Origin of the sequence: Nonomuraea sediminis (genome assembly GCF_018531495.1) — a bacterium.
Lineage (GTDB): Bacteria > Actinomycetota > Actinomycetes > Streptosporangiales > Streptosporangiaceae > Nonomuraea > Nonomuraea sediminis.
Window position 1 is genome coordinate 1200907 of sequence record NZ_JAHDTI010000002.1, and the last position, 18093, is coordinate 1218999.

13 protein-coding genes and 1 pseudogene are annotated in these 18093 nt (G+C 69.9%); 6 read left to right on the forward strand and 8 right to left on the reverse strand.

The features are described 5' to 3' along the window. Window positions 1-3 precede the first annotated feature (3 nt). Window positions 4-4173 carry a HAMP domain-containing protein gene (locus KIK09_RS13825; RefSeq protein WP_214319507.1) on the reverse strand — a complete coding sequence of 1390 codons (4170 nt, stop codon included), beginning with the start codon at window positions 4171-4173 and terminating at the stop codon, window positions 4-6. Window positions 4174-4293: 120 nt separating this feature from the next. Here KIK09_RS13825 and KIK09_RS13830 point away from each other — a divergent pair, with 120 nt between their 5' ends. Further along, window positions 4294-5838 carry a PP2C family protein-serine/threonine phosphatase gene (locus KIK09_RS13830; RefSeq protein WP_250572926.1) on the forward strand — a complete coding sequence of 515 codons (1545 nt, stop codon included), beginning with the start codon at window positions 4294-4296 and terminating at the stop codon, window positions 5836-5838. Window positions 5839-5955: 117 nt separating this feature from the next. Continuing rightward, a pseudogene (locus KIK09_RS13835) lies at window positions 5956-6684 on the forward strand (MFS transporter); the annotation flags it as partial. 335 nt (window positions 6685-7019) lie between these two features. On the opposite strand, the gene KIK09_RS13840 reads toward KIK09_RS13835, so the two are convergent. From KIK09_RS13840 to rho, 4 genes are all read right to left on the reverse strand, one after another. Beyond that, on the reverse strand, window positions 7020-8528 hold the full coding sequence (locus tag KIK09_RS13840) for an APC family permease (protein ID WP_214319508.1): 1509 nt from the start codon (window positions 8526-8528) through the stop codon (window positions 7020-7022). A gap of 142 nt (window positions 8529-8670) precedes the next feature. Next, window positions 8671-10437 (reverse strand): S9 family peptidase, encoded by a 1767-nt coding sequence (locus KIK09_RS13845; RefSeq protein ID WP_214319509.1) that lies wholly within the window; start codon window positions 10435-10437, stop codon window positions 8671-8673. 142 nt (window positions 10438-10579) lie between these two features. Continuing rightward, complete coding sequence (locus KIK09_RS13850) at window positions 10580-11437, reverse strand: putative RNA methyltransferase (protein ID WP_214319510.1); 858 nt, start codon at window positions 11435-11437, stop codon at window positions 10580-10582. Between the two features lie 124 nt (window positions 11438-11561). Continuing rightward, complete coding sequence (gene rho, locus KIK09_RS13855; RefSeq protein ID WP_214319511.1) at window positions 11562-12671, reverse strand: transcription termination factor Rho; 1110 nt, start codon at window positions 12669-12671, stop codon at window positions 11562-11564. A gap of 313 nt (window positions 12672-12984) precedes the next feature. Here rho and KIK09_RS13860 point away from each other — a divergent pair, with 313 nt between their 5' ends. From KIK09_RS13860 to KIK09_RS13870, 3 genes are read left to right on the forward strand one after another with little or no spacing between them, the layout of a single operon-like run. Continuing rightward, a complete protein-coding gene (locus KIK09_RS13860) occupies window positions 12985-13128 on the forward strand; it encodes a hypothetical protein (protein ID WP_214319512.1) in 144 nt (47 codons plus the stop codon). A gap of 9 nt (window positions 13129-13137) precedes the next feature. After that, window positions 13138-13878, forward strand: a complete 741-nt coding sequence (locus KIK09_RS13865; RefSeq protein WP_250572927.1) for an MBL fold metallo-hydrolase — start codon at window positions 13138-13140, stop codon at window positions 13876-13878. After that, window positions 13875-14354, forward strand: a complete 480-nt coding sequence (locus KIK09_RS13870) for an NUDIX domain-containing protein (RefSeq protein WP_214319513.1) — start codon at window positions 13875-13877, stop codon at window positions 14352-14354. The genes KIK09_RS13865 and KIK09_RS13870 overlap by 4 nt, the downstream gene beginning before the upstream one ends. Here the strand turns inward: KIK09_RS13870 and KIK09_RS13875 are convergent. Together KIK09_RS13875 and KIK09_RS13880 are read right to left on the reverse strand one after the other, a co-directional pair. Beyond that, window positions 14322-16211: a sensor histidine kinase gene (locus tag KIK09_RS13875; protein ID WP_214319514.1), complete on the reverse strand. Its 1890-nt coding sequence runs from the start codon at window positions 16209-16211 to the stop codon at window positions 14322-14324. The two genes, KIK09_RS13870 and KIK09_RS13875, sit on opposite strands and share 33 nt — an antisense overlap. A 39-nt stretch (window positions 16212-16250) precedes the next feature. Then, on the reverse strand, window positions 16251-16553 hold the full coding sequence (locus KIK09_RS13880; protein WP_214319515.1) for a hypothetical protein: 303 nt from the start codon (window positions 16551-16553) through the stop codon (window positions 16251-16253). A gap of 68 nt (window positions 16554-16621) precedes the next feature. Between KIK09_RS13880 and KIK09_RS13885 the strand changes: the two genes are divergently transcribed. Beyond that, the gene (locus KIK09_RS13885) at window positions 16622-17149 is read left to right on the forward strand and encodes a DUF6886 family protein (RefSeq protein WP_250572928.1); all 528 of its coding nucleotides are present in this window, start codon (window positions 16622-16624) and stop codon (window positions 17147-17149) included. Here the strand turns inward: KIK09_RS13885 and KIK09_RS13890 are convergent. Further along, complete coding sequence (locus tag KIK09_RS13890; protein WP_214319516.1) at window positions 17115-18086, reverse strand: ketopantoate reductase family protein; 972 nt, start codon at window positions 18084-18086, stop codon at window positions 17115-17117. The two genes, KIK09_RS13885 and KIK09_RS13890, sit on opposite strands and share 35 nt — an antisense overlap. Window positions 18087-18093: the final 7 nt, after the last annotated feature.

The following is an 18093-nucleotide window of genomic DNA, read 5'->3' on the forward strand; positions in this document are numbered from 1 at the left end:
CGATCACGACCCTTCCGCAGATTCGGGCGTGGCCGCCCGACCACGGCTGAGCCAACCGCGCAGTCGTTCGAGCAGACGGTCCACGTCGACCGGCTTGGGCACGTAGTCGGACGCGCCCGAGGCGATGCTCTTCTCACGATCGCCCCGCATGACCTTAGCGGTCAACGCGATGATCGGCAGATCCGCGAACTGCGGCATGCGCCGGATGGCCGAGGTCGTGGCCCAGCCGTCCATCTCCGGCATCATGATGTCCATGAGCACCAGCGCGACGTCCTCGTTGCGTTCGAGCTGCTCGATGCCCTCCCGCCCGTTCTCGGCGTAGACGACGGTCGCGCCGTGCCGCTCGAGCACGCTGGTCAGCGCGAACACGTTGCGGATGTCGTCGTCGACGATGAGGATCTTCCTGCTGTTGAGCGGGTCGTCGCCCTGCCACTGGACGGCCTCGGCCGGCGGCTCGAGCAGCTCGGGCAGCGGCAGCTCGAGCGGGGGCTCGGGCGGCACGGTGGCGACGGGCTCGTCCTCGACGGCCGGGGTGAGCAGCTTCCTGCGCACCGCGCCGCCGTCGGTGGCGGCCAGCGGGCCGAGATAGGTCGCGGGCAGGAACAGCGTGAACGTGCTGCCCTTGCCCACCTCGCTCTCCACGTGGATCTCGCCGCCGAGCAGCCGGGCGATGTCGCGGCAGATCGCCAGGCCGAGCCCGGTGCCGCCGTACTTGCGGCTGGTGGTGCCGTCGGCCTGGCGGAAGGCCTCGAAGATGACCTCCCGCTTGTCCGGCGCGATGCCGATGCCCGTGTCGATCACCTGGAAGGCCAGCACGTCGTCGGCCTCGTAGAGCGTCTCGTCGTCGTAGTCGGTGCCGGGCGCGGCGCCCGCCACGCGCAGCTTGACCTCGCCCTTGGGGGTGAACTTGACCGCGTTGGCGAGCAGGTTGCGCAGCACCTGCTGCAGGCGTTGCTCGTCGGCGCGCAGCTCCTGCGGCACGTCGCCGTCCATCTCGACGGTGAAGGCCAGCCCCTTGTCCTGGGCCAGCGGCGCGAACGAGGCCTCCAGGTAGTCGACCAGCTTGTTCAGCGAAAGCTGGATCGGGTGGATGTCCATCCGGCCCGCCTCGACCTTGGACAGGTCGAGCATGTCGTTGATCAGCTGGAGCAGCGCCGACCCCGAGCCGTGGATGGTCTTGGCGAACTCCACCTGCTGCGAGGTCAGGTTGCCCTCGGCGTTCTCGGTCAGCAGCTTGGCCAGCACGAGCAGGCTGTTGAGCGGCGTGCGCAGCTCGTGCGACATGTTGGCGAGGAACTCGTTCTTGTAGCGCGAGGAGACCGCCAGTTGCTCGGCGCGCTCCTCCAGGGTGCGGCGGGCCTGCTCGATCTGGAAGTTCTGGATCTCGATGGCCCGGTTCTGCTTGGCCAGCAGCGCCGCCTTGTCCTCCAGCTCGGCGTTGGACCTGCGCAGCTCCTCCTGCTGGCGCTGCAGCTCGTCGGAGCGCTCCTGCAGCTCGCGGGTCAGGCGCTGCGACTCGGTCAGCAGGTCCTCGGTGCGGGAGTTGGCGATGATGGTGTTCATCGTGACGCCGATGTTCTCCACCAGCTGCGTCAGGAAGTCCAGGTGCACCTCGCCGAACGGGGTGAACGAGGCCAGCTCGAGCACGCCGAGCACGCGGCTCTCGAACAGGATGGGCAGCACCACGATCTGGGCGGGTGTCGACTGGCTGAGCCCGCTGTCGATGGTGATGTAGCGGGGCGGGACGTCGTCCAGGATGATGTGGCGGCCCTCTGCGGCGGCCTGGCCCACGATGCCCTCGCCGATGGCGAAGCGCTGGCGCGGCCCGCGGTCGGGACGCACGCCGTACCCGCCGATGAGCAGCAGCTCGTGCTCGCCCTCGGGGTCCACGCCGTAGAAGGCGCCGTAGCGCGCCGAGACGAGCGGCGTCAGCTCGCTCATCGTCAGCTTGGCCACCTCGAACAGGTCGCGGTGACCCTGCATGAGGCGGGAGATGCGGGCCAGGTTGGACTTGAGCCAGTCCTGCTCCTGGTTGGCCTGGGTGGTCTCGCGGAGGTTGGCCACCATCGAGTTGATGTTGTCCTTCAGCTCCGCCAGCTCGCCCTGGGCCTCGACGGCGATCGAGCGGGTCAGGTCGCCGCGGGCCACGGCGCTGGTGACCGTGGCGATTGCGCGGACCTGGGTGGTCAGGTTGCCCGCGAGCTCGTTCACGCTCTCGGTCAGGCGCTTCCAGGTGCCCTCGACGCCCTCGACGCGCGCCTGGCCGCCCAGCTGGCCTTCCGAACCCACCTCGCGGGCCACGCGGGTGACCTCGGAGGCGAACGACGACAGCTGGTCCACCATGCGGTTGATGGTGGTCTTCAGCGCCAGGATCTCGCCCTGGGCGTCGACGTCGATCTTGCGGGTGAGGTCGCCGTTGGCCACCGCGGTGGTGACCTCGGCGATGTTGCGCACCTGGCTGGTGAGGTTGTTGGCCATGAAGTTGACGTTGTCGGTGAGGTCCTTCCACACACCGGACACGCCCTGCACCCGGGCCTGGCCGCCCAGCTCGCCCTGCGTGCCCACCTCGCGGGCCACGCGGGTCACCTCGTCGGCGAAGGACGACAGCTGGTCGACCATCGTGTTGAGGGTGTCCTTGAGCTGGAGGATCTCGCCCTGTGCGTCGACGGTGATCTTCTTGGACAGGTTGCCCTGGGCCACCGCCGAGGAGACCGCAGCGATCTGCCGCACCTGGTTGGTCAGGTTGTTGGCCATGAAGTTGACGTTGTCGGTGAGGTCCTTCCAGACGCCCGACACGCCGCGCACCTGGGCCTGGCCGCCCAGCTGGCCCTCGGTGCCGACCTCTCGGGCCACTCGGGTGACCTCGGAGGCGAACGACGACAGCTGGTCCACCATCGTGTTCATGGTCGACTTGAGCTCCAGGATCTCGCCCGAGGCGTCGACGTCGATCTTGCGGGTGAGGTCGCCGTTGGCCACGGCCGTGGTCACCTGGGCGATGTTGCGCACCTGGTAGGTGAGGTTGTTCGCCATGGAGTTGACGTTGTCGGTCAGCTCCTTCCAGACGCCGGAGACGCCCTTCACCTCGGCGCGGCCGCCCAGCTTGCCCTCGGTGCCGACCTCGCGGGCGACCCTGCTGACCTCGTCGGCGAAGGACGACAGCTGGTCCACCATCGTGTTCATGGTGTCCTTCAGCTGGAGGATCTCGCCTTCGGCGTCGACGGTGATCTTCTTGGACAGGTCGCCCTTGGCCACCGCGGTCGCCACGGTGGCGATGCTGCGCACCTGGCTGGTGAGGTTGTTGGCCATGAAGTTGACGTTGTCGGTCAGGTCCTTCCAGACCCCGGACACGCCGCTCACCTGCGCCTGGCCGCCCAGCTGACCCTCGGTGCCCACCTCGCGGGCCACGCGGGTGACCTCCTCGGCGAACCCCGACAGCTGGTCGACCATCGTGTTGACGGTGTTCTTCAGCTCGAACATCTCGCCCACGGCGTCGACCGTGACCTTGCGCGACAGGTCGCCCTTGGCCACGGCGGTGGTCACGACCGCGATGTCGCGCACCTGCGCGGCCACGCGCGAGGACATCGTGTTCACGGCCTCGGTCAGGTCGCGCCAGCTGCCCGACATGCCGCGCAGGTTGGCGCTGCCGCCCAGCCGGCCCTCCGTGCCCGCCTCGCGGGCCACCCTGGTCACCTCGGAGTTGAACAGGGACAGCTGGTCGACCATGCCGTTGATGGCCTTGCCCAGGCGGCGCACCTCGCCCCTGGCCGAGCGGTCGAGGTCGATCCGCCGCGACAGGTCGCCCTTGGCCACCGCGTCGATCACGTCGGCGGCGCCGCTGACCGGGCTCACCAGCGCGTCGATCAGCGCGTTGACCGACTCGACGCTCTCGGCCCAGGCGCCCACACCCGGCCCCGGCGTCAGCCGCTCGCCGAACCGTCCTTCCTTGACAACGTCCTTGCGCACCCTGACGAGCTCGTTGGCCAGGTGCTCGCGCCGGTCGGCGACCTCGTTCAGCAGCAGCCGCACCTCGCTGAGTATCCCGGGAGGGGCATGCGGCACGCGCCGCCTGAAGTCGCCGTCACGCCACGCGAAGAGGGTCTCGAGGATCGGAACCAGATCCGACTCGGTGTACGTCCTCTCTTCAGAAGCGGGCGCGGTCTTGGCCGTTGCCATGGGGCCTCCTTCACTCCCGGGGTGCCGCCGCGAGTGATTCAAGTCTGTCACGATGAGTAGCTCGTAGTCCCGTCCTTGGATTTACCCCAAGTCAGCGGGAAGTGTGGTAGGCACGGTGGGATGAGTGCTTCTTCCCATGCGGTGCTCGCTGCCACCTTCGCGCCCGGTGAGACAGCGGTGCCGGCTGCGATCCGGTTCACCCGCGAGGTGATGACCGCATGGGCGGCTGCCGGAGCTCTCTCGGATGCGGAGCAGATCGCGGCGGAGCTGGCAGGACAGAGCGCTGACGAGCCTTTCGAGATCATCTGGAAGCACTTCGGCGACACGGTGCAGGTCGAGCTGAAGCAGCGCGGCCTGCCGCCGGGCGACCCGAAGGCTCCCTCGGTCGAGGTCGAGGAGTGGGGGATCACCTTTGCGGGTGAATCCCGTGTCCGTTGGGCAAGGCTCACGCTACCTGGCTCGAGCGACAGAGTGGCATCGGAATGGCTGGAGGAGTCCGCCAGGGGCCCCCACTGGCTCGGCTTCCTGGCCGACGCGAGCGACCTGCTGGCCGGGACTCTCGACCCCGACATGGTGCCCGCGATCATCGCCCAGATCGTGGTGCCGAGGCTGGCGAGTTGGTGCGCGGTCTACACCTCCGACTCGGCGATGGGCCCGCTGCGCCTGGTCTATCTCTGGCACGCCGACGAAGCCAGGATCGACGGGCTGCGCGAGGAACTGAGCGCGCTCGACGTCACCGCCCCCTACACGACCGTGACCGGCACCGTCCACATGGGCGACTCCCAGGTCCTGGCCGTGCCGCTGACGGCACGCGGCCGCGGGCTCGGCATGATGTGCCTGGGCCGCGCCGACCGCTTCACCGACGAGGTCATCCAGTTCGCCGAGGACATCGGCAGGCGCGCCGCGCTGGCCATGGACAACGCCCGCCTGTACGCCCAGCAGGCCGCCGCGAACCGGGCGCTGCAGCGCAGCCTGCTGCCGCCCAACGAGCCCGAGGTGCCGGGACTGGACTACGGCGTCGTCTACGAGCCCGCCGGCGAGGCCAACGAGGTCGGCGGCGACTTCTACGACCTGTTCAAGTCGAGCGACGAGTCCTGGCGCTTCGCCATCGGCGACGTCTGTGGCACGGGTCCCGAGGCCGCCGCGGTCACCGGTCTGGCGCGGCACACGCTGCGGCTGCTCGCCCGCGAGGGGTACGGCGTGGCCGCGGTGCTCGGCCGCCTGAACCAGGCCATCCTGGAGGAGGGCGAGCGCGCCAGGTTCCTGACCCTGCTGCACGGCGACATCACGCCGGTGCCCGACGGGCTGGAGGTCAGGCTGGTGTCGGCCGGACATCCGGAGGCCCTGCTGCTCAGGTCGAGCGGTGTGGTGGAGGCCGTGACGACCCCGCAGTCGCTGCTCGGCGTCTTCCACGAGGTGGTGTTCGAGGCCGACACCGTCCACCTCGACCACGGCGACGTGCTGCTCGCCGTGACCGACGGGGTGACGGAGCGGCGCTCGGGCGGGCGGCTGCTCGACGACGACGGCGGGCTGTCCAAGCTGCTCGCCGAGTGCGCGGGCCTGTCGGCCAGGGCCGTCGCCGAGCGGATTCGCCGGGGCGCGGCCGATTTCGCCGCCGAGCCGAGCGCCGACGACCTGGCGATCCTGGTGCTGCGGGCCCGCTGAGCGTGGCCTGATTTTTTCGCATGTTGGCTTTCTGGCCACTCGTGAGGGCATGACGACCCAAGAAATGATTGCAGGCGCTGCCTAAAGGCGGACGCACTGTAATGAAGGGGTTTGCACATGCCTATCGGGCTTCTCGCCCTGGCTCTGGGGGGCTTCGGCATCGGGCTGACCGAGTTCGGGATCATCGGCCTGCTGCCTGAGATAGCGGCGGATCTCGGTGTCACCGAGCCGGTGGCCGGCTATCTGGTCTCCGGGTACGCGCTGAGCGTGGCCGTCGGCGCCATCGCGCTGACCGCGGCGATCGCCCGGTTCGACCGCAAGAAGGTGCTGCTCGGGTTGATGGTGTTGTTCATCGCGGGCAACCTGATCTCCGCGGTCGCGCCGGGGTACTCGGTGCTGATGGCGGGCCGGGTCGTCGCGGCGCTGTGCCACGGCGCGTTCTTCGGCGTGGGCTCGGTGGTCGCCGCCGACATGGTCGCGCAGAACCGGCGGGCCGGGGCCATCTCGCTGATGTTCGCCGGGCTGACCGTGGCCAACGCGCTCGGCGTCCCGCTGGGCACGCTGCTCGGCCAGCAGTTCGGCTGGCGCTTGACGTTCTGGGCGATCACGGTCATCGGTGTGGTGGCGCTGGCCGGGATCCGGTTGCTGGTGCCCGCCACGCCGGCGCCCGCCAGGACGAGCCTGCGCGGTGAGCTCGGCGTGTTCCGCCGTCCACAGGTGTGGATCTCCGCCGCGGTCACCGTGCTGGCCTTCGGCGGCATGTTCGGCGGGTTCACCTACATCGCGTTCACGCTCACCGAGGTCAGCGGGTTCGCCGCCACGACGGTGCCCTGGCTGCTGGTGCTGTTCGGCGTCGGTACCTTTGTGGGCAACTTCGCCGGTGGCAAGGCCGCGGACCGGGCGCTGAACACACGATGGCCTCCGGCGCCAACATCGCGGCCTTCAACGTCGGCAACGCGCTCGGCGCCTGGCTGGGCGGGCTGGCCCTGGGCGCCGGGCTCGGGTACGTCTCGCCCCTGTGGGTGGGCGCCGGGGCCACCCTCGCCGGGCTCGCCGTCCTGGTGGCCGGCTCGCTCCGCCCGCGCCACCATGCCCCGGACACCGCCGGCGTCCCCGGCTGACCGGCGACAGCGGTACGGCACGCCGCATCGGATGCGGCGTGCCGTACGGGAAGGGCCGGGTCAGTCGCGCTCGACCGTGTCCTCGAGGACGATGCGGCCGATGATGGCGTACTTCTCCGGCTTGCGGGATTTCAGATACAGGGCCGTGCCGCCGCCCAGGACCGCCAGGACGAGCACGATCCACGGGATGGAGTGGAAGAAGACCGTGTTCGACGCGGCGTCACCCGCGGCCGCCTTCTGGTTCTGCAGCAGCAGGAACACCACGTAGGCCATCGCCAGGCCGCCCACCAGCGGGGCGACCAGCGTGCGCCAGACGCTGGCCGTCTCGGGGTGGCGCTTCTTGACGTGGAAGTAGCCGATCACCGAGAAGGAGCAGAGCGTCTGCACGATCAGGATGGCCAGCGTGCCCAGCACCGCGAGCAGCGTGTAGATGTGCTCGTAGGGCTTCATCCCGGCGAAGAAGAACGCCAGCACGATGACCACCGACACCGCGGTCTGCACGAACCCGGCGATGTGCGGGGAGCCGTGCTCGGGGTGGGTGCGGCCCAGCGTGCGCGCCGTACCGGGGATGAGGTTCTCCCGGCCCATGGCGTACAGGTAGCGCGCGGCGCAGTTGTGGAAGGCCATCGAGCAGGCGAACGAGCCGGTCAGGATGAGGATCTTGAACAGCACCAGCGCCCAGTGGCCCACCAGGCTCTCGGTCGGGATGAAGAAGAGCCCTGCCGGGTCCTTGGCGGCGATCTCGGGGGCGGTGTGGCCGTTGGCGGCGACGGTCATCCACGACACGAACGTGTAGAACAGGCCGATGCCGACGACCGAGACCAGCGTCGCGATCGGGATGACACGCTTGGGCTCGCGCGACTCCTCGCCGTACATGGCGGTGGACTCGAAGCCCACCCACGACCAGAAGCACATGAACAGGCCCAGACCCACCGAGCCGACGTCCATTCCGGTCACCCGGAAAGCGTTGGCAGGGTTGAGTGAGCCGGCCATGAGGCCGTCGGGGCCGCCGCCGTGCAGGAGCGTCACGATCGCGGTCAGGCCGAGCATGAAGATCTCGGTGACCAGGAAGACGCCCAGGACCTTGGCGGTGAGGTTGATGTCGAAGTAGGTGAGGATCATGTTCAGCGCCAGGCCGAACAGGGCGAACCAGAGCCAGTGGATGTCCAGCCCGAACAGGGACTTGAACGTGTCGTTGGCCTGGTAGGCGAAGAAGCCGATGATCGAGGCCTCGAAGACCACGTAGGCCATCGTCGCCAGCAGGCCTGCGACCATGCCGACGACCTGGCCCAGGCCGTGGGAGATGTATCCGTAGAAGGCGCCTGCCGCCGTGATGTGCTTGGCCATCGCGGTGTAGCCGACCGAGAAGATCGTGAGCACGATCGTCGCGAAGAGGTAGGCGGCCGGGACGCCGATTCCGTTGCCGGCCCCGACCACGATCGGCACGTTGCCGGTCATGGCGGTGATGGGGGCGGCCGTGGCGACGGCCATGAAGATGACGCCGATCAGGCCGACGGCGTCCTTCTTCAACCGGCTGACGGGGGCGGTCTCGGTTGATGTGGTGCTCAATGTGCGCCCTCCTGCTGACAGCGCTGGGGAGTTTGGGTCGCGATGCTGTCACAGTGTTCAGGGCGACATACAAGCAGGCAGTAACGCCTAACGTCTTACGACATGTCGGTAGTAAATCTGATAAGGGCGCGAATGTAATTGCCTATTGGGACTTTAGGTGCTTTCGCGCGAAATCGAGCTGGAGCGCGATCTGCGCGATCCGCTCGGACACCACGAGCGATCCGCGGACCGCGTCGTAGGTGTAGACCTCGTGCTCCAGGCCGTGCTCGGCCAGCCTGGCCACGTACTTCTCGATCTGGCGCAGCGGGCAGCGGGTGTCGTTCTCCCCGGCCAGGATCAGCACCGGCGCCTCGACCCGGTCCACGTAGGTGATCGGGGAGCTGGCCGCGTAGCGTTCCGGCTGCTCGTCGGGGGAGCCGCCGAGCAGGGCCCGGTGGTAGGCGCGCAGGCTCTCCGCCTCGTCCTCGTAGGAGGTCTCGTGGCAGGCGATGGGCACCGCGGCGATGCCGGCCGCCCACAGCTCCGGCTGGGTGCCCAGGCCGAGCAGCGTCAGGTAGCCGCCCCAGGCGGTGCCCGCGAGCACGGTCCTGGCCGGGTCGGCGATGCCGCGGGCGACCACCCACTCGCGCACCGCCGCCACGTCGGCCAGTTCGATGTGGCCGACCTCGCCGTGCAGCGCGTCGCGCCAGGCCGAGCCGTATCCCGTCGAGCCGCGGTAGTTCACCCTGACCACCGCGAACCCGGCGTCCACCCAGGCCGCGACCTCGGCGGAGAAGGAGTCGCGGTCGTGCGAGGTGGGCCCGCCGTGCAGCAGGAAGACCGCGGGGAACGGCGCCGTGCCGGCCTCGGGCCGTGAGATCAGCGCGTGGATGCGGCCGCCGGGCCCCTCGACGTCGATGTCCTCCACGGGGACGCTCGGCGGGGCGGCGGGGCCGCCGGAGTTGACCGCGACCTGCCCGTTGGTGGAGCGGATCACGGGCGGGCGGGAGGCGCTCGACCAGGAGTACTCGACGTTGCCGCCCGGCCTGGGCATCGCCTCGTCGATCACGCCGTGCGGCGTCTCGATCAGGGTCAGCCCGCCGCCTGCCAGGTCGTAGCGGTGCAGGTGGCTGCGGGCCCGGTCGTCGCGCAGGATCAGCAGGCCGCGGCCGTCGTCGTACCACTCTGCGGCCAGGTCGCCGGCGTCCTTGAGCCAGATCTCGCGCTGCTCGCCGGTCATCGGATCCCAGACCAGCGGCTCGTGGCGGTTGCGCCGCTCGTGCAGCGCGAGCAGCCGCCGGTCGCCCATGACAGGGGCGAAGCGGAGCCCGATCACGCCCTTGCCCGGCCCGTCGTGCAGCTCGCCGACAACCTCACCGCACTGCTTGACCACCCTGAGCGCCGGATGCCGGAAGTCGCCGTACTCGCCGTGGTTGATCGCGATCAGGGAGCCGTCCAGGGACATGTCGGTGACCCAGGCGGCCTCCACGTGCTCGTACAGCAGCCGGGAAGGCTCGCCCTGCTGGACCATGTGGATGCGGAAGGCGCCCTCGCTGGCCAGGCTGATCGCGGCGATGCCCGTCGTGGAAAGCGCGATGCCGCCCGGCTGGCCGGGCGGCAGGTCGGGGGCCACCAGCTCGTCGGGGCCGCCGCCGAACGGCTGGCGCCGCCAGCAGCCGAACTCGTCGCCGTCGGTGTCGGCGAACCAGTAGATCCACTGGCCGGTGGGGTCGATCGCGGCGTTCGCGGTGCCCTTGGGCTGCTCCGTGACCTGCCGGGTGGCGCCGCTGGCACGGTCCCAGGCGTAGACCTCCCAGGTCCCGGTGGCGTTGGAGCGGTAGACCGAGCGATTGGGGGCCTTGCGCGCCCACATGGGCAGCGTCATGCGGGACGCGCGGAACCTGGCCTGCCAACGTTCCTCGGCCTTCATCCGTGCGCCCCCTCCCTCTCGCACCCCGCCTCCCAGGCGTGGGTTGCCGTCCAGTATTGCGCCTGTCTAGCGGAAATTCTCAGCGAATGTGGGGGAATTTCGGACTAAATGCCCCATCAGTAACACGAGCCTCAGATGTCCGTCAAGGAACAGCGCTTGCCCGCGGTGCCGTTTCGAAGATAGACAGGTGGAACTCGGCTGTCACCAGCACTTTCGCCTGATTTTCCGTAGCGTTCTGAGAGATATATCCGGAGATTCGCCTCTCGAGTTCGGCCGCATCAGTGTGCCATGCGCTGGGACCCATCCCGACCACCTCGCTCACCTCCCCGGCGGTCAACTCCAGATCGAAGGCGACCTCCCGGCGGGAGACCTCGGTGAAGCCGGGCAGGCTGCGGGCCAGCCGCCGCTCCTTGTCCTCATCCACCGACAGCAGCCCGAGCTCGCCGACCAGTGGCCGCAGATGCCCGGGTCCCGGCGTGACGACGACCAGCGCGCCTCCAGGCCGCAGGACGCGCGCGAACTCGGGCCCGTTCCTCGGGGCGAACACGTTCAGCACGACGTCGGCCACCCGGTCGGCGATCGGCAGCGGCTTCCACACGTCGGCCACGAAGGCTCCCACGCGCCCGGGCAGGCGGGCGGCCCGCCGTACGGCGTGCTTGGAGACGTCGAAGGCGATCCCCGTTGCCTCGCCGAGGACGGCGCCCAGGTAGTAGCCGGTGCCCGTGCCGGCGTCGACGATCACACCGGCCTCGCCCACCGTCTCGGCGAGCGCGCGAGCCAGCGGCGCGTAGTGCCCGGCCTCGAGGAAGGCGGCCCTGGCGGCGACCATCTCGGCGCTGTCGGCGGTGCCCGGCGGGCGCGATCCCACCAGCAGGCTCACATAGCCCTGCTTGGCGATGTCGAAACAGTGCCCGTTCGAACACCGCACCACGCCGTCGTCCAGCGCCATGTGCGAGCGGCAGACGGGACAGACCAGGTACTCCACGATGTCGGCAAGCATGTACCCAGGATCCCGTGCGCCGTGGCGGCGGGCGACCGCCCCCGACTCGCCGCGAGCGCCGGTCGCGGGTCGTCAGCCGGCGTACGGCGGGCGGCCGGTGGTGCGGCCTGCCGTACGAGATCTCTTAAGCAGTCAGAGAAGCGGCGCGGAGAAAAGCCGAATTGGTGGGGGTTTCGCGGAGCTTGTCCATCAGGAGCTCGAGGCCCTGCTGCTTGTCCAGCGCGCCGAGCATGCGGCGCAGCTTCCACACGACCTGCTGCTCGGCGTGCGGCAGGAGGATCTCCTCGCGGCGGGTGCCCGAGGCCTCCAGGTCGACGGCGGGGAAGATGCGGCGCTCGGCCAGGTCGCGGGTGAGGTGGATCTCCATGTTGCCGGTGCCCTTGAACTCCTCGTAGAGGCTGTTGTCCAGCCGGGAACCGGTGTCGACCAGCGCGGTGGCCAGGATGGTGAGGGAGCCGCCGTCCTGGACGTTGCGGGCGGCGCCGAAGAAGCGCTTGGGCGGGTAGAGCGCGGTGGCGTCCAGGCCGCCGGTCAGGACGCGCCCGCCGCCGGGGGCGAGGTTGTTGTAGGCCCGGCCCAGCCTGGTCAGCGAGTCGAGCAGGATCACGACGTCCTTTCCCGACTCGACCAGGCGCTTGGCGCGCTCGACGGCGAGTTCGGCGATGGCGGCGTGGTCGCGGTCGGGGTGGTCGAAGGTCGAGTGGAACACCTCGCCCTGGATGGAGGCGCGCATCTCGGTGACCTCCTCGGGGCGTTCCCCGACGAGCAGCACCATGAGGTGGACCTCGGGATGGTTGCGGGCGATCGCGGCGGCCAGCGCCTGCAGGACCATCGTCTTGCCGGCCTTGGGCGGGGCCACGATCAGGCCGCGCTGCCCCTTGCCGATGGGGGCGAACATATCGATGACCCGGGTGCTGAGCGATTCGGTCTCGATGCGTAGGCGTTGGGTGGGATGGATGGGGATCAGGTCGTTGAAGCGCGGCCGGTCGCGCCATTCGGCGGCGCCGTTGACCGATTCGATCTGGACCAGCTTGTTGCCGGCGACCAGCGCTTCGACCTGGTCTCCCGGGCGTAGGCCCAGCTGCTTGACCCGGTCGGGGGGCAGCCGGACATCGTCGGGCCCGGGCAGGTGCCCGGTTCTCAGGAACGCGGACTTCTCGCGCACGTCCAACAGGCCGCTGACCTGCCGGGTGGGCGCGTTCTCACGTGGTTTGGGAATGGTGGAAACAGACATGGTGGACCCCTTGAGGGTGCGCCGAAACCAGTCGGCGTAGTGTTGAAAATGGCGAACCGGCCCTCAACACGGGCGGGTTTGCCGGATGAATCAGCGGAGCTGAGGCTCAACGCTGGAGGAAACGTATCACACGTTTCGTGCCATGCAACGCCTAGCCCGCCTGGGCTATTCCCGGGGGGTTCTCGCTGGTTCGACCGCGGGGTCGGTGTTCGGTTGCAGAAAATGTTTCCCTCATCGGTGTGTCAAGCAGGCTGCAGGGCCTCTGCAAACCGTTAAGGGTTACATGGGGACAACGAAGTCCGAGGGGGATGCCATGAACACCAACACCCGCTGCCCGCGGTGTCACTGCGAGCTCGACGAGGGCCCGATCATGTACCGGTGCAACCACTGCCGGCGCGCGGTGTACGCCGCCGATCTCGAGAACGAGTACGTTCCGCGCGAGCCCGTCGCAGCCTAATCTGGGCGGATGCCGCACAAGCCAAGAACCGTGGCCGGCGTCGAGGTGACCCCACTGTGCGACGCCGTGGGCCCGATGGGCGACTCGATCCGCCGACCGCTCGCCGAGCTGTTTCCCGGCTCGAACGCGCCGGACGAGGCCTGGATCCTGCACTTCCACTGCTACCTGCTGCGCGACGCGCGCGGGCGCACCACGCTGGTCGACACCGGCATCGGTGCCGCCGACTCGCCCGCCGCCAGTTGGGCGCCGGTGCCCGGCACGCTCGCCGGTGAGCTGGCCGCCGCGGGCGTCACGCCCGCCGAGGTCGACACCGTCGTCCTGACGCACCTGCACAGCGACCACGCCAGCGGAGCCGTCGCCGACGGCCGCCCGGCCTTCGCCAACGCCAGGTACGTCCTGCAGCGCGACGAGCTCGACGCCGCCGGCGGCCCGATGCTCGACCGCGTCATCACGCCGCTCAAGGACCACCTGCACGTGGTCGAGGGCCAGTCGGAGGTCGCGCCGGGAGTGCGCGTGCACCTGGCCCCCGGGCACACGCCCGGCCACCAGATCGTCCGGGTGGGCGAGCTGGCCGTGACCGGCGACCTGGTGCTCCACCCCGTCCAGCTGGCCGATCCCGCCGTCCGCTACCTCTACGACGACGACCAGGTCCACGCCGCCAGGACCAGGGGAGAGCTGCTCGACGCGCTGCGCGCCGAGCACGCCGTGCTGGCCACCGCCCATTTCGCCGACCCTTTCGTGGAGCTGTGAGCGTGGACGACTTCTGGTCCTCTGTGCACCGGGTGGTGACGGGCGCCGGCGCCTACATCACCGACGAGCGGGGCAGGGCCCTGCTGGTCAAGCCCAACTACCGCGACCACTGGGGCTTCACCGGCGGGATCATCGACGAGGGCGAGCACCCCGCCCAGGCCTGTGCCAGGGAGATCGGCGAGGAGATCGGCCTCGACCTGCCGGTGGGCAGCCTGCTGACCGTCCAGTGGTCGCACAACCTGGCCCACATCCCGTACGCGCTGGTCAACTTCCTGTTCGACTGCGGCACCATCCCCGCCGACACACCCATCCGCCTGCAGGCCGAGGAACTGGACGACTACGGCTTCTTCACCCACGACGAGGCCAAGGCCCTGATGGTGGACTTCGCCCACGACCGCCTGCTGGCCGCCGCCAAGGCGCGCGAGACCGGCGAGCTGTTCTACCTACCGCCCGCTCAGGGCGGGCTGGTCGGCTAGCAGCGCGTACGGCAGGGCCACGGCGGCCGTCAGCCCCCCGTACGGCGAGGCCGTCAGGCTGACCTTGATACCGTGCCTGGCAGCCAGCCGCCCCACCACGAACAGCCCCAGCCGGTCACTCTGCGCCAGGTCGAACTCCGGCACCTCGGCCAGCCGGGCGTTGAGCTGGTCGAGCTCCTCACTGACCAGCCCGAGCCCGCGATCCTCGATCTCGACGATCACGCCGTGCGGAGCCGTCGTGGTCCGCAGGTCGACCCTGGTCTGCGGCGGGGAGAACAGCGTGGCGTTCTCCACCAGCTCGGCCACCAGGTGGGCCACGTCGGTGACGCAGGCGCCCATCAGCGCCACCGGGGGCGGCGGGAGCACCTCGACCCGCGGGTACTCCTCGACCTCGGCGACCGCGGCGCGCAGCACGTCGAGCAGCGGCACCGGGTTGCGCCAGCCGCGGCCCGGCGCCTGGTCCGACAGGATGATGAGGCTCTCGGCGTGCCTGCGCATGCGGGTGGTGAGATGGTCGAGCTTGAACAGCTCCTCCAGCGTCTCCGGCTCCTCGGTGCCGCGCTCCATGCCGTCCAGCTGCAGCAGCTGGCGGTGCAGCAGCGACTGGTTGCGCCTGGCCAGGTTGACGAAGACCTGGCTGATGCCGTGCCGCAGGCGGGCCTGGCTCACCGCGGCCTCCACCGCGGTGGTCTGGACGCTGTTGAAGGCGTGCACGATGTCGCGCACCTCGGACGTCTCGGCCTTGACCTCCAGCGGCGGCACCTCGGCGGCCACGGGTGCGCCCGGGTTGGCGCGCAGCCGCTCGACGAGGCCGGTCAGCCGTACCTCGGCCAGCTCGATCGCGGCGTCGCGCAGCCCGGCCAGCTCGCGCACCAGGCTGCGGCGGAAGCGCAGCGACAGCAGGATGGAGGCCACCACGGCCAGCAGGCCGAGGCCGCCGGCGACGCCGATCTTGACGAGGATGCCGGTGGCGGCGGGCCGTGTCCTGGCCTGGATCGCCCGGTCGGCCGCGGACTGCTCGCGCTCGACCACCGCCCACACGTTGCTGCCGTCGACCGGCCAGGTGGCGGCCGCGGCGGGCAGGCCGTTGGCGGCCGCCTGGCCCTTGATGGCGTCCTCGGTCGACAGGAACTCCCGGTAGGCCGGCGATTCGACCAGCCGGTCGTAGGCGCCGCGCAGCCGCCCGTCGAGGTGGGACATCGCCTGGGCGTACAGCAGGCGCCGGGTGGCGGCATAGCCGGCGAACGCGTCACGTTCGAGCTTGTCCACCTTGCCCTCGGCGAGCACCTCGACGATGACGGCGCGCTCCCTGGACAGCAGCTCCTTGGCCTCGCGCAGCATCGCGACGGCCCGCGCCTGCCGGTACAGCGACACGTCGGGCACCAGGATCATCGCGTCGCTGAGCCGGAACGCGGCGTCGAGGATGTCGTTGAATCCCTCGATCACGAGGATCATGTCGGGCTTGCCGCTGTCGGTCGTGGTGCGGACCTTCGGCAGCGTGGCGAGCCTGCCGTTCAGCTGGGTGAGCTGGCCGGCCAGCTCGGGGGAGCTGCCGGCGAGCCTGCGGAAGGTGGTGATCGCGGCGTCGGTCTGGGCGCGCTGCTTGGTCAGCTCGGGCCTGCCGCGCTTGCCCGCCAGGAACTCCACCGAGGTCAGGCGCTCGTTCTGCAGCTGTTCCGTGACCTGATCCGCGGGCGTGGCCAGGTTCTGCTGCAGGTCGTCGATCTCCAGCAGCCGCAGCCCGTCGCCGCCCGTGAGACCCGCCGCGAACGCCCACAGGCCGACCAGCGACATGAGCGGCACGAACAGCAGGACCAGGAGCTTGACGGCGATGGGGCGACCACGCTTGGGGGGCATGCGACCTCCTGAGATCGCATCGCAGCGTACACCCCACTATCAATGGGTGTCGTCAGCTCCGCCCGCCACGAGCCGATCGCCCGCGGGCTGCGGCTTGTGCTTCTCGTACGCCCGCGCGCTGCGGATCGCCCTGCGCCGCCTGACCGAGCGGACCGACCCGGAACTCATCATCCACAACCCCACCGCGAGCAGGAACGTCGCCAGCGCGCCCGCCAGGAACATCTCCTGGCCGGTGGGCGCGACGGTGTAGCCGAACGCGGTGTAGGCGGGACCCGCCTGCGTGATCACCAGGAAGACGCTGCCGCACGCGACCAGGACTGCCAGCAGACCAAGCACGATCATCGAATTCACCCCTCATGGTCAAGAGCCAATCCCCTCTGCCCACGCGGAAACGGTGTATGCACGTCTTTATGAGACCGGACACAGGCCAGGTGCTGCACTTCTCGGAAGACCCGACGATCGAGCGCTTCGTCCCGCACGTGGCGCCCACGTCCATCCAGTCCGCGCCGTACGTCTGGGCCGTCGCCGCCGACCGCTGCCCCGACTACTGGTTCCCCCGGCAGTGCCCGCGCGCGATGGCGTGGAAGGGGACGCGCACCACCCCGGAGGACGCCGACCGGATCATCGGCGCGGGCTGCGGCGACCGGGTGCACGCCATCGAGTACGGCTGGCTGAAGGCGATCATGGACGTCCGGCTGTACGCCTACCGGCTGCCCGCCGAGCACTTCACGCCCATCGGCGACCCGCCGCACGCGGTCGTGTCCCGGATACCGGTGGAGCCGCTCGGCCCGCCCGAGCCGGTGAGCGACCTGTTCGACCTGCACGCGCAGGCCGGGATCCAGTTGCGCGTGCTGGACAGGCTGTGGCCGTTCTGGAACGAGGTGACGGCCAGCACGCTGGAGTTCAGCGGGATCCGGCTGCGGAACGCTCGTCGATGAGCGCCTCCAGCGTCTCGACGGTCATCGAGCCGGGCGCCCGCTTGTCCTGCGCCGCCCGGTTGGCCTCCCGCTGCAGCACCTCGTTGACCGGAGTGGGCAGGCCGAGCTCGCGGCCGATCAGCACGATCTCGCCGTTGAGGTAGTCGGCCTCGATCGTGCCGCTTCCCCTGGCCAGGCTCTGCCAGGACGAGCCGCCGCCACGGGGCGTCCCGTCGATCTGGCGCACGTCGACCTCGTGGCCGCGCAGCTCGACCTCTTCCTGCTGGGAGGAGAAGGGGATCCGCGCCTCCTCCAGGATGGCCTGCCCCTCCGCCTTGACCCGGTCGAAGAGGCGGTCAAGGCCGGGGACCCGGCCGCAGAGCGCTTCGGCGGCGTTGCCCAGGTTGTTCATGAGCTTGCCGTACTTCCAGTACATCGCGTCGGCGGTGGCGCGGGCCAGGAAGCCGCTCTTGGCCAGGTCGGTCGCCATCTGCTCGGCCAGTTCGTCCACACCCTGTGGATAACGGCCGACGTGCAGCATGCCCGAACGCGGGTAGCCGTGCGCCGCCACCACGCCGGGCTCCAGGTGCTGGGCGGGCAGCCACACGCACATGCCGTAGACCCGCTCGAAGCGCCGCAGCACCGTGCGCTCGTTGGCCACGCCGTTCTGCGCGCACACCACCGGCAGGTCGGTCGGCCACGGAGCCAGCGCGGCGATCGTGTCCTGCGACTTGGTGGCCAGGACCAGCACGTCGCCGTCCCTGGTGGGCACCGGGCCGTCTGCGGCCGGGATGTCGAACACCTGGTCGGAGTCGGGTGTGATCAGCCGCAGGCCGCGGCGCCGCAGCGCCTCGTAGTGCGCGCCGCGCGCCACCAGCACGACCTCGTGCCCGCCCTGGAACAGCCGGGCTCCGATGGTTCCGCCGACCGCACCCGCCCCAACGATGATGTAGCGCATAAAACGG

Bases quoted from the DNA above. Each gene is read 5' to 3' on its own strand.
- KIK09_RS13825 (WP_214319507.1), bottom strand. From the start codon at position 4,173: ATGGCAACGGCCAAGACCGCGCCCGCTTCTGAAGAGAGGACGTACACC.
- KIK09_RS13830 (WP_250572926.1), top strand. From the start codon at position 4,294: ATGAGTGCTTCTTCCCATGCGGTGCTCGCTGCCACCTTCGCGCCCGGT.
- KIK09_RS13845 (WP_214319509.1), bottom strand. From the start codon at position 10,437: ATGAAGGCCGAGGAACGTTGGCAGGCCAGGTTCCGCGCGTCCCGCATG.
- KIK09_RS13850 (WP_214319510.1), bottom strand. From the start codon at position 11,437: ATGCTTGCCGACATCGTGGAGTACCTGGTCTGTCCCGTCTGCCGCTCG.
- rho (WP_214319511.1), bottom strand. From the start codon at position 12,671: ATGTCTGTTTCCACCATTCCCAAACCACGTGAGAACGCGCCCACCCGG.
- KIK09_RS13860 (WP_214319512.1), top strand. From the start codon at position 12,985: ATGAACACCAACACCCGCTGCCCGCGGTGTCACTGCGAGCTCGACGAG.
- KIK09_RS13865 (WP_250572927.1), top strand. From the start codon at position 13,138: ATGCCGCACAAGCCAAGAACCGTGGCCGGCGTCGAGGTGACCCCACTG.
- KIK09_RS13875 (WP_214319514.1), bottom strand. From the start codon at position 16,211: ATGCCCCCCAAGCGTGGTCGCCCCATCGCCGTCAAGCTCCTGGTCCTG.
- KIK09_RS13880 (WP_214319515.1), bottom strand. From the start codon at position 16,553: ATGATCGTGCTTGGTCTGCTGGCAGTCCTGGTCGCGTGCGGCAGCGTC.
- KIK09_RS13885 (WP_250572928.1), top strand. From the start codon at position 16,622: ATGAGACCGGACACAGGCCAGGTGCTGCACTTCTCGGAAGACCCGACG.
- KIK09_RS13890 (WP_214319516.1), bottom strand. From the start codon at position 18,086: ATGCGCTACATCATCGTTGGGGCGGGTGCGGTCGGCGGAACCATCGGA.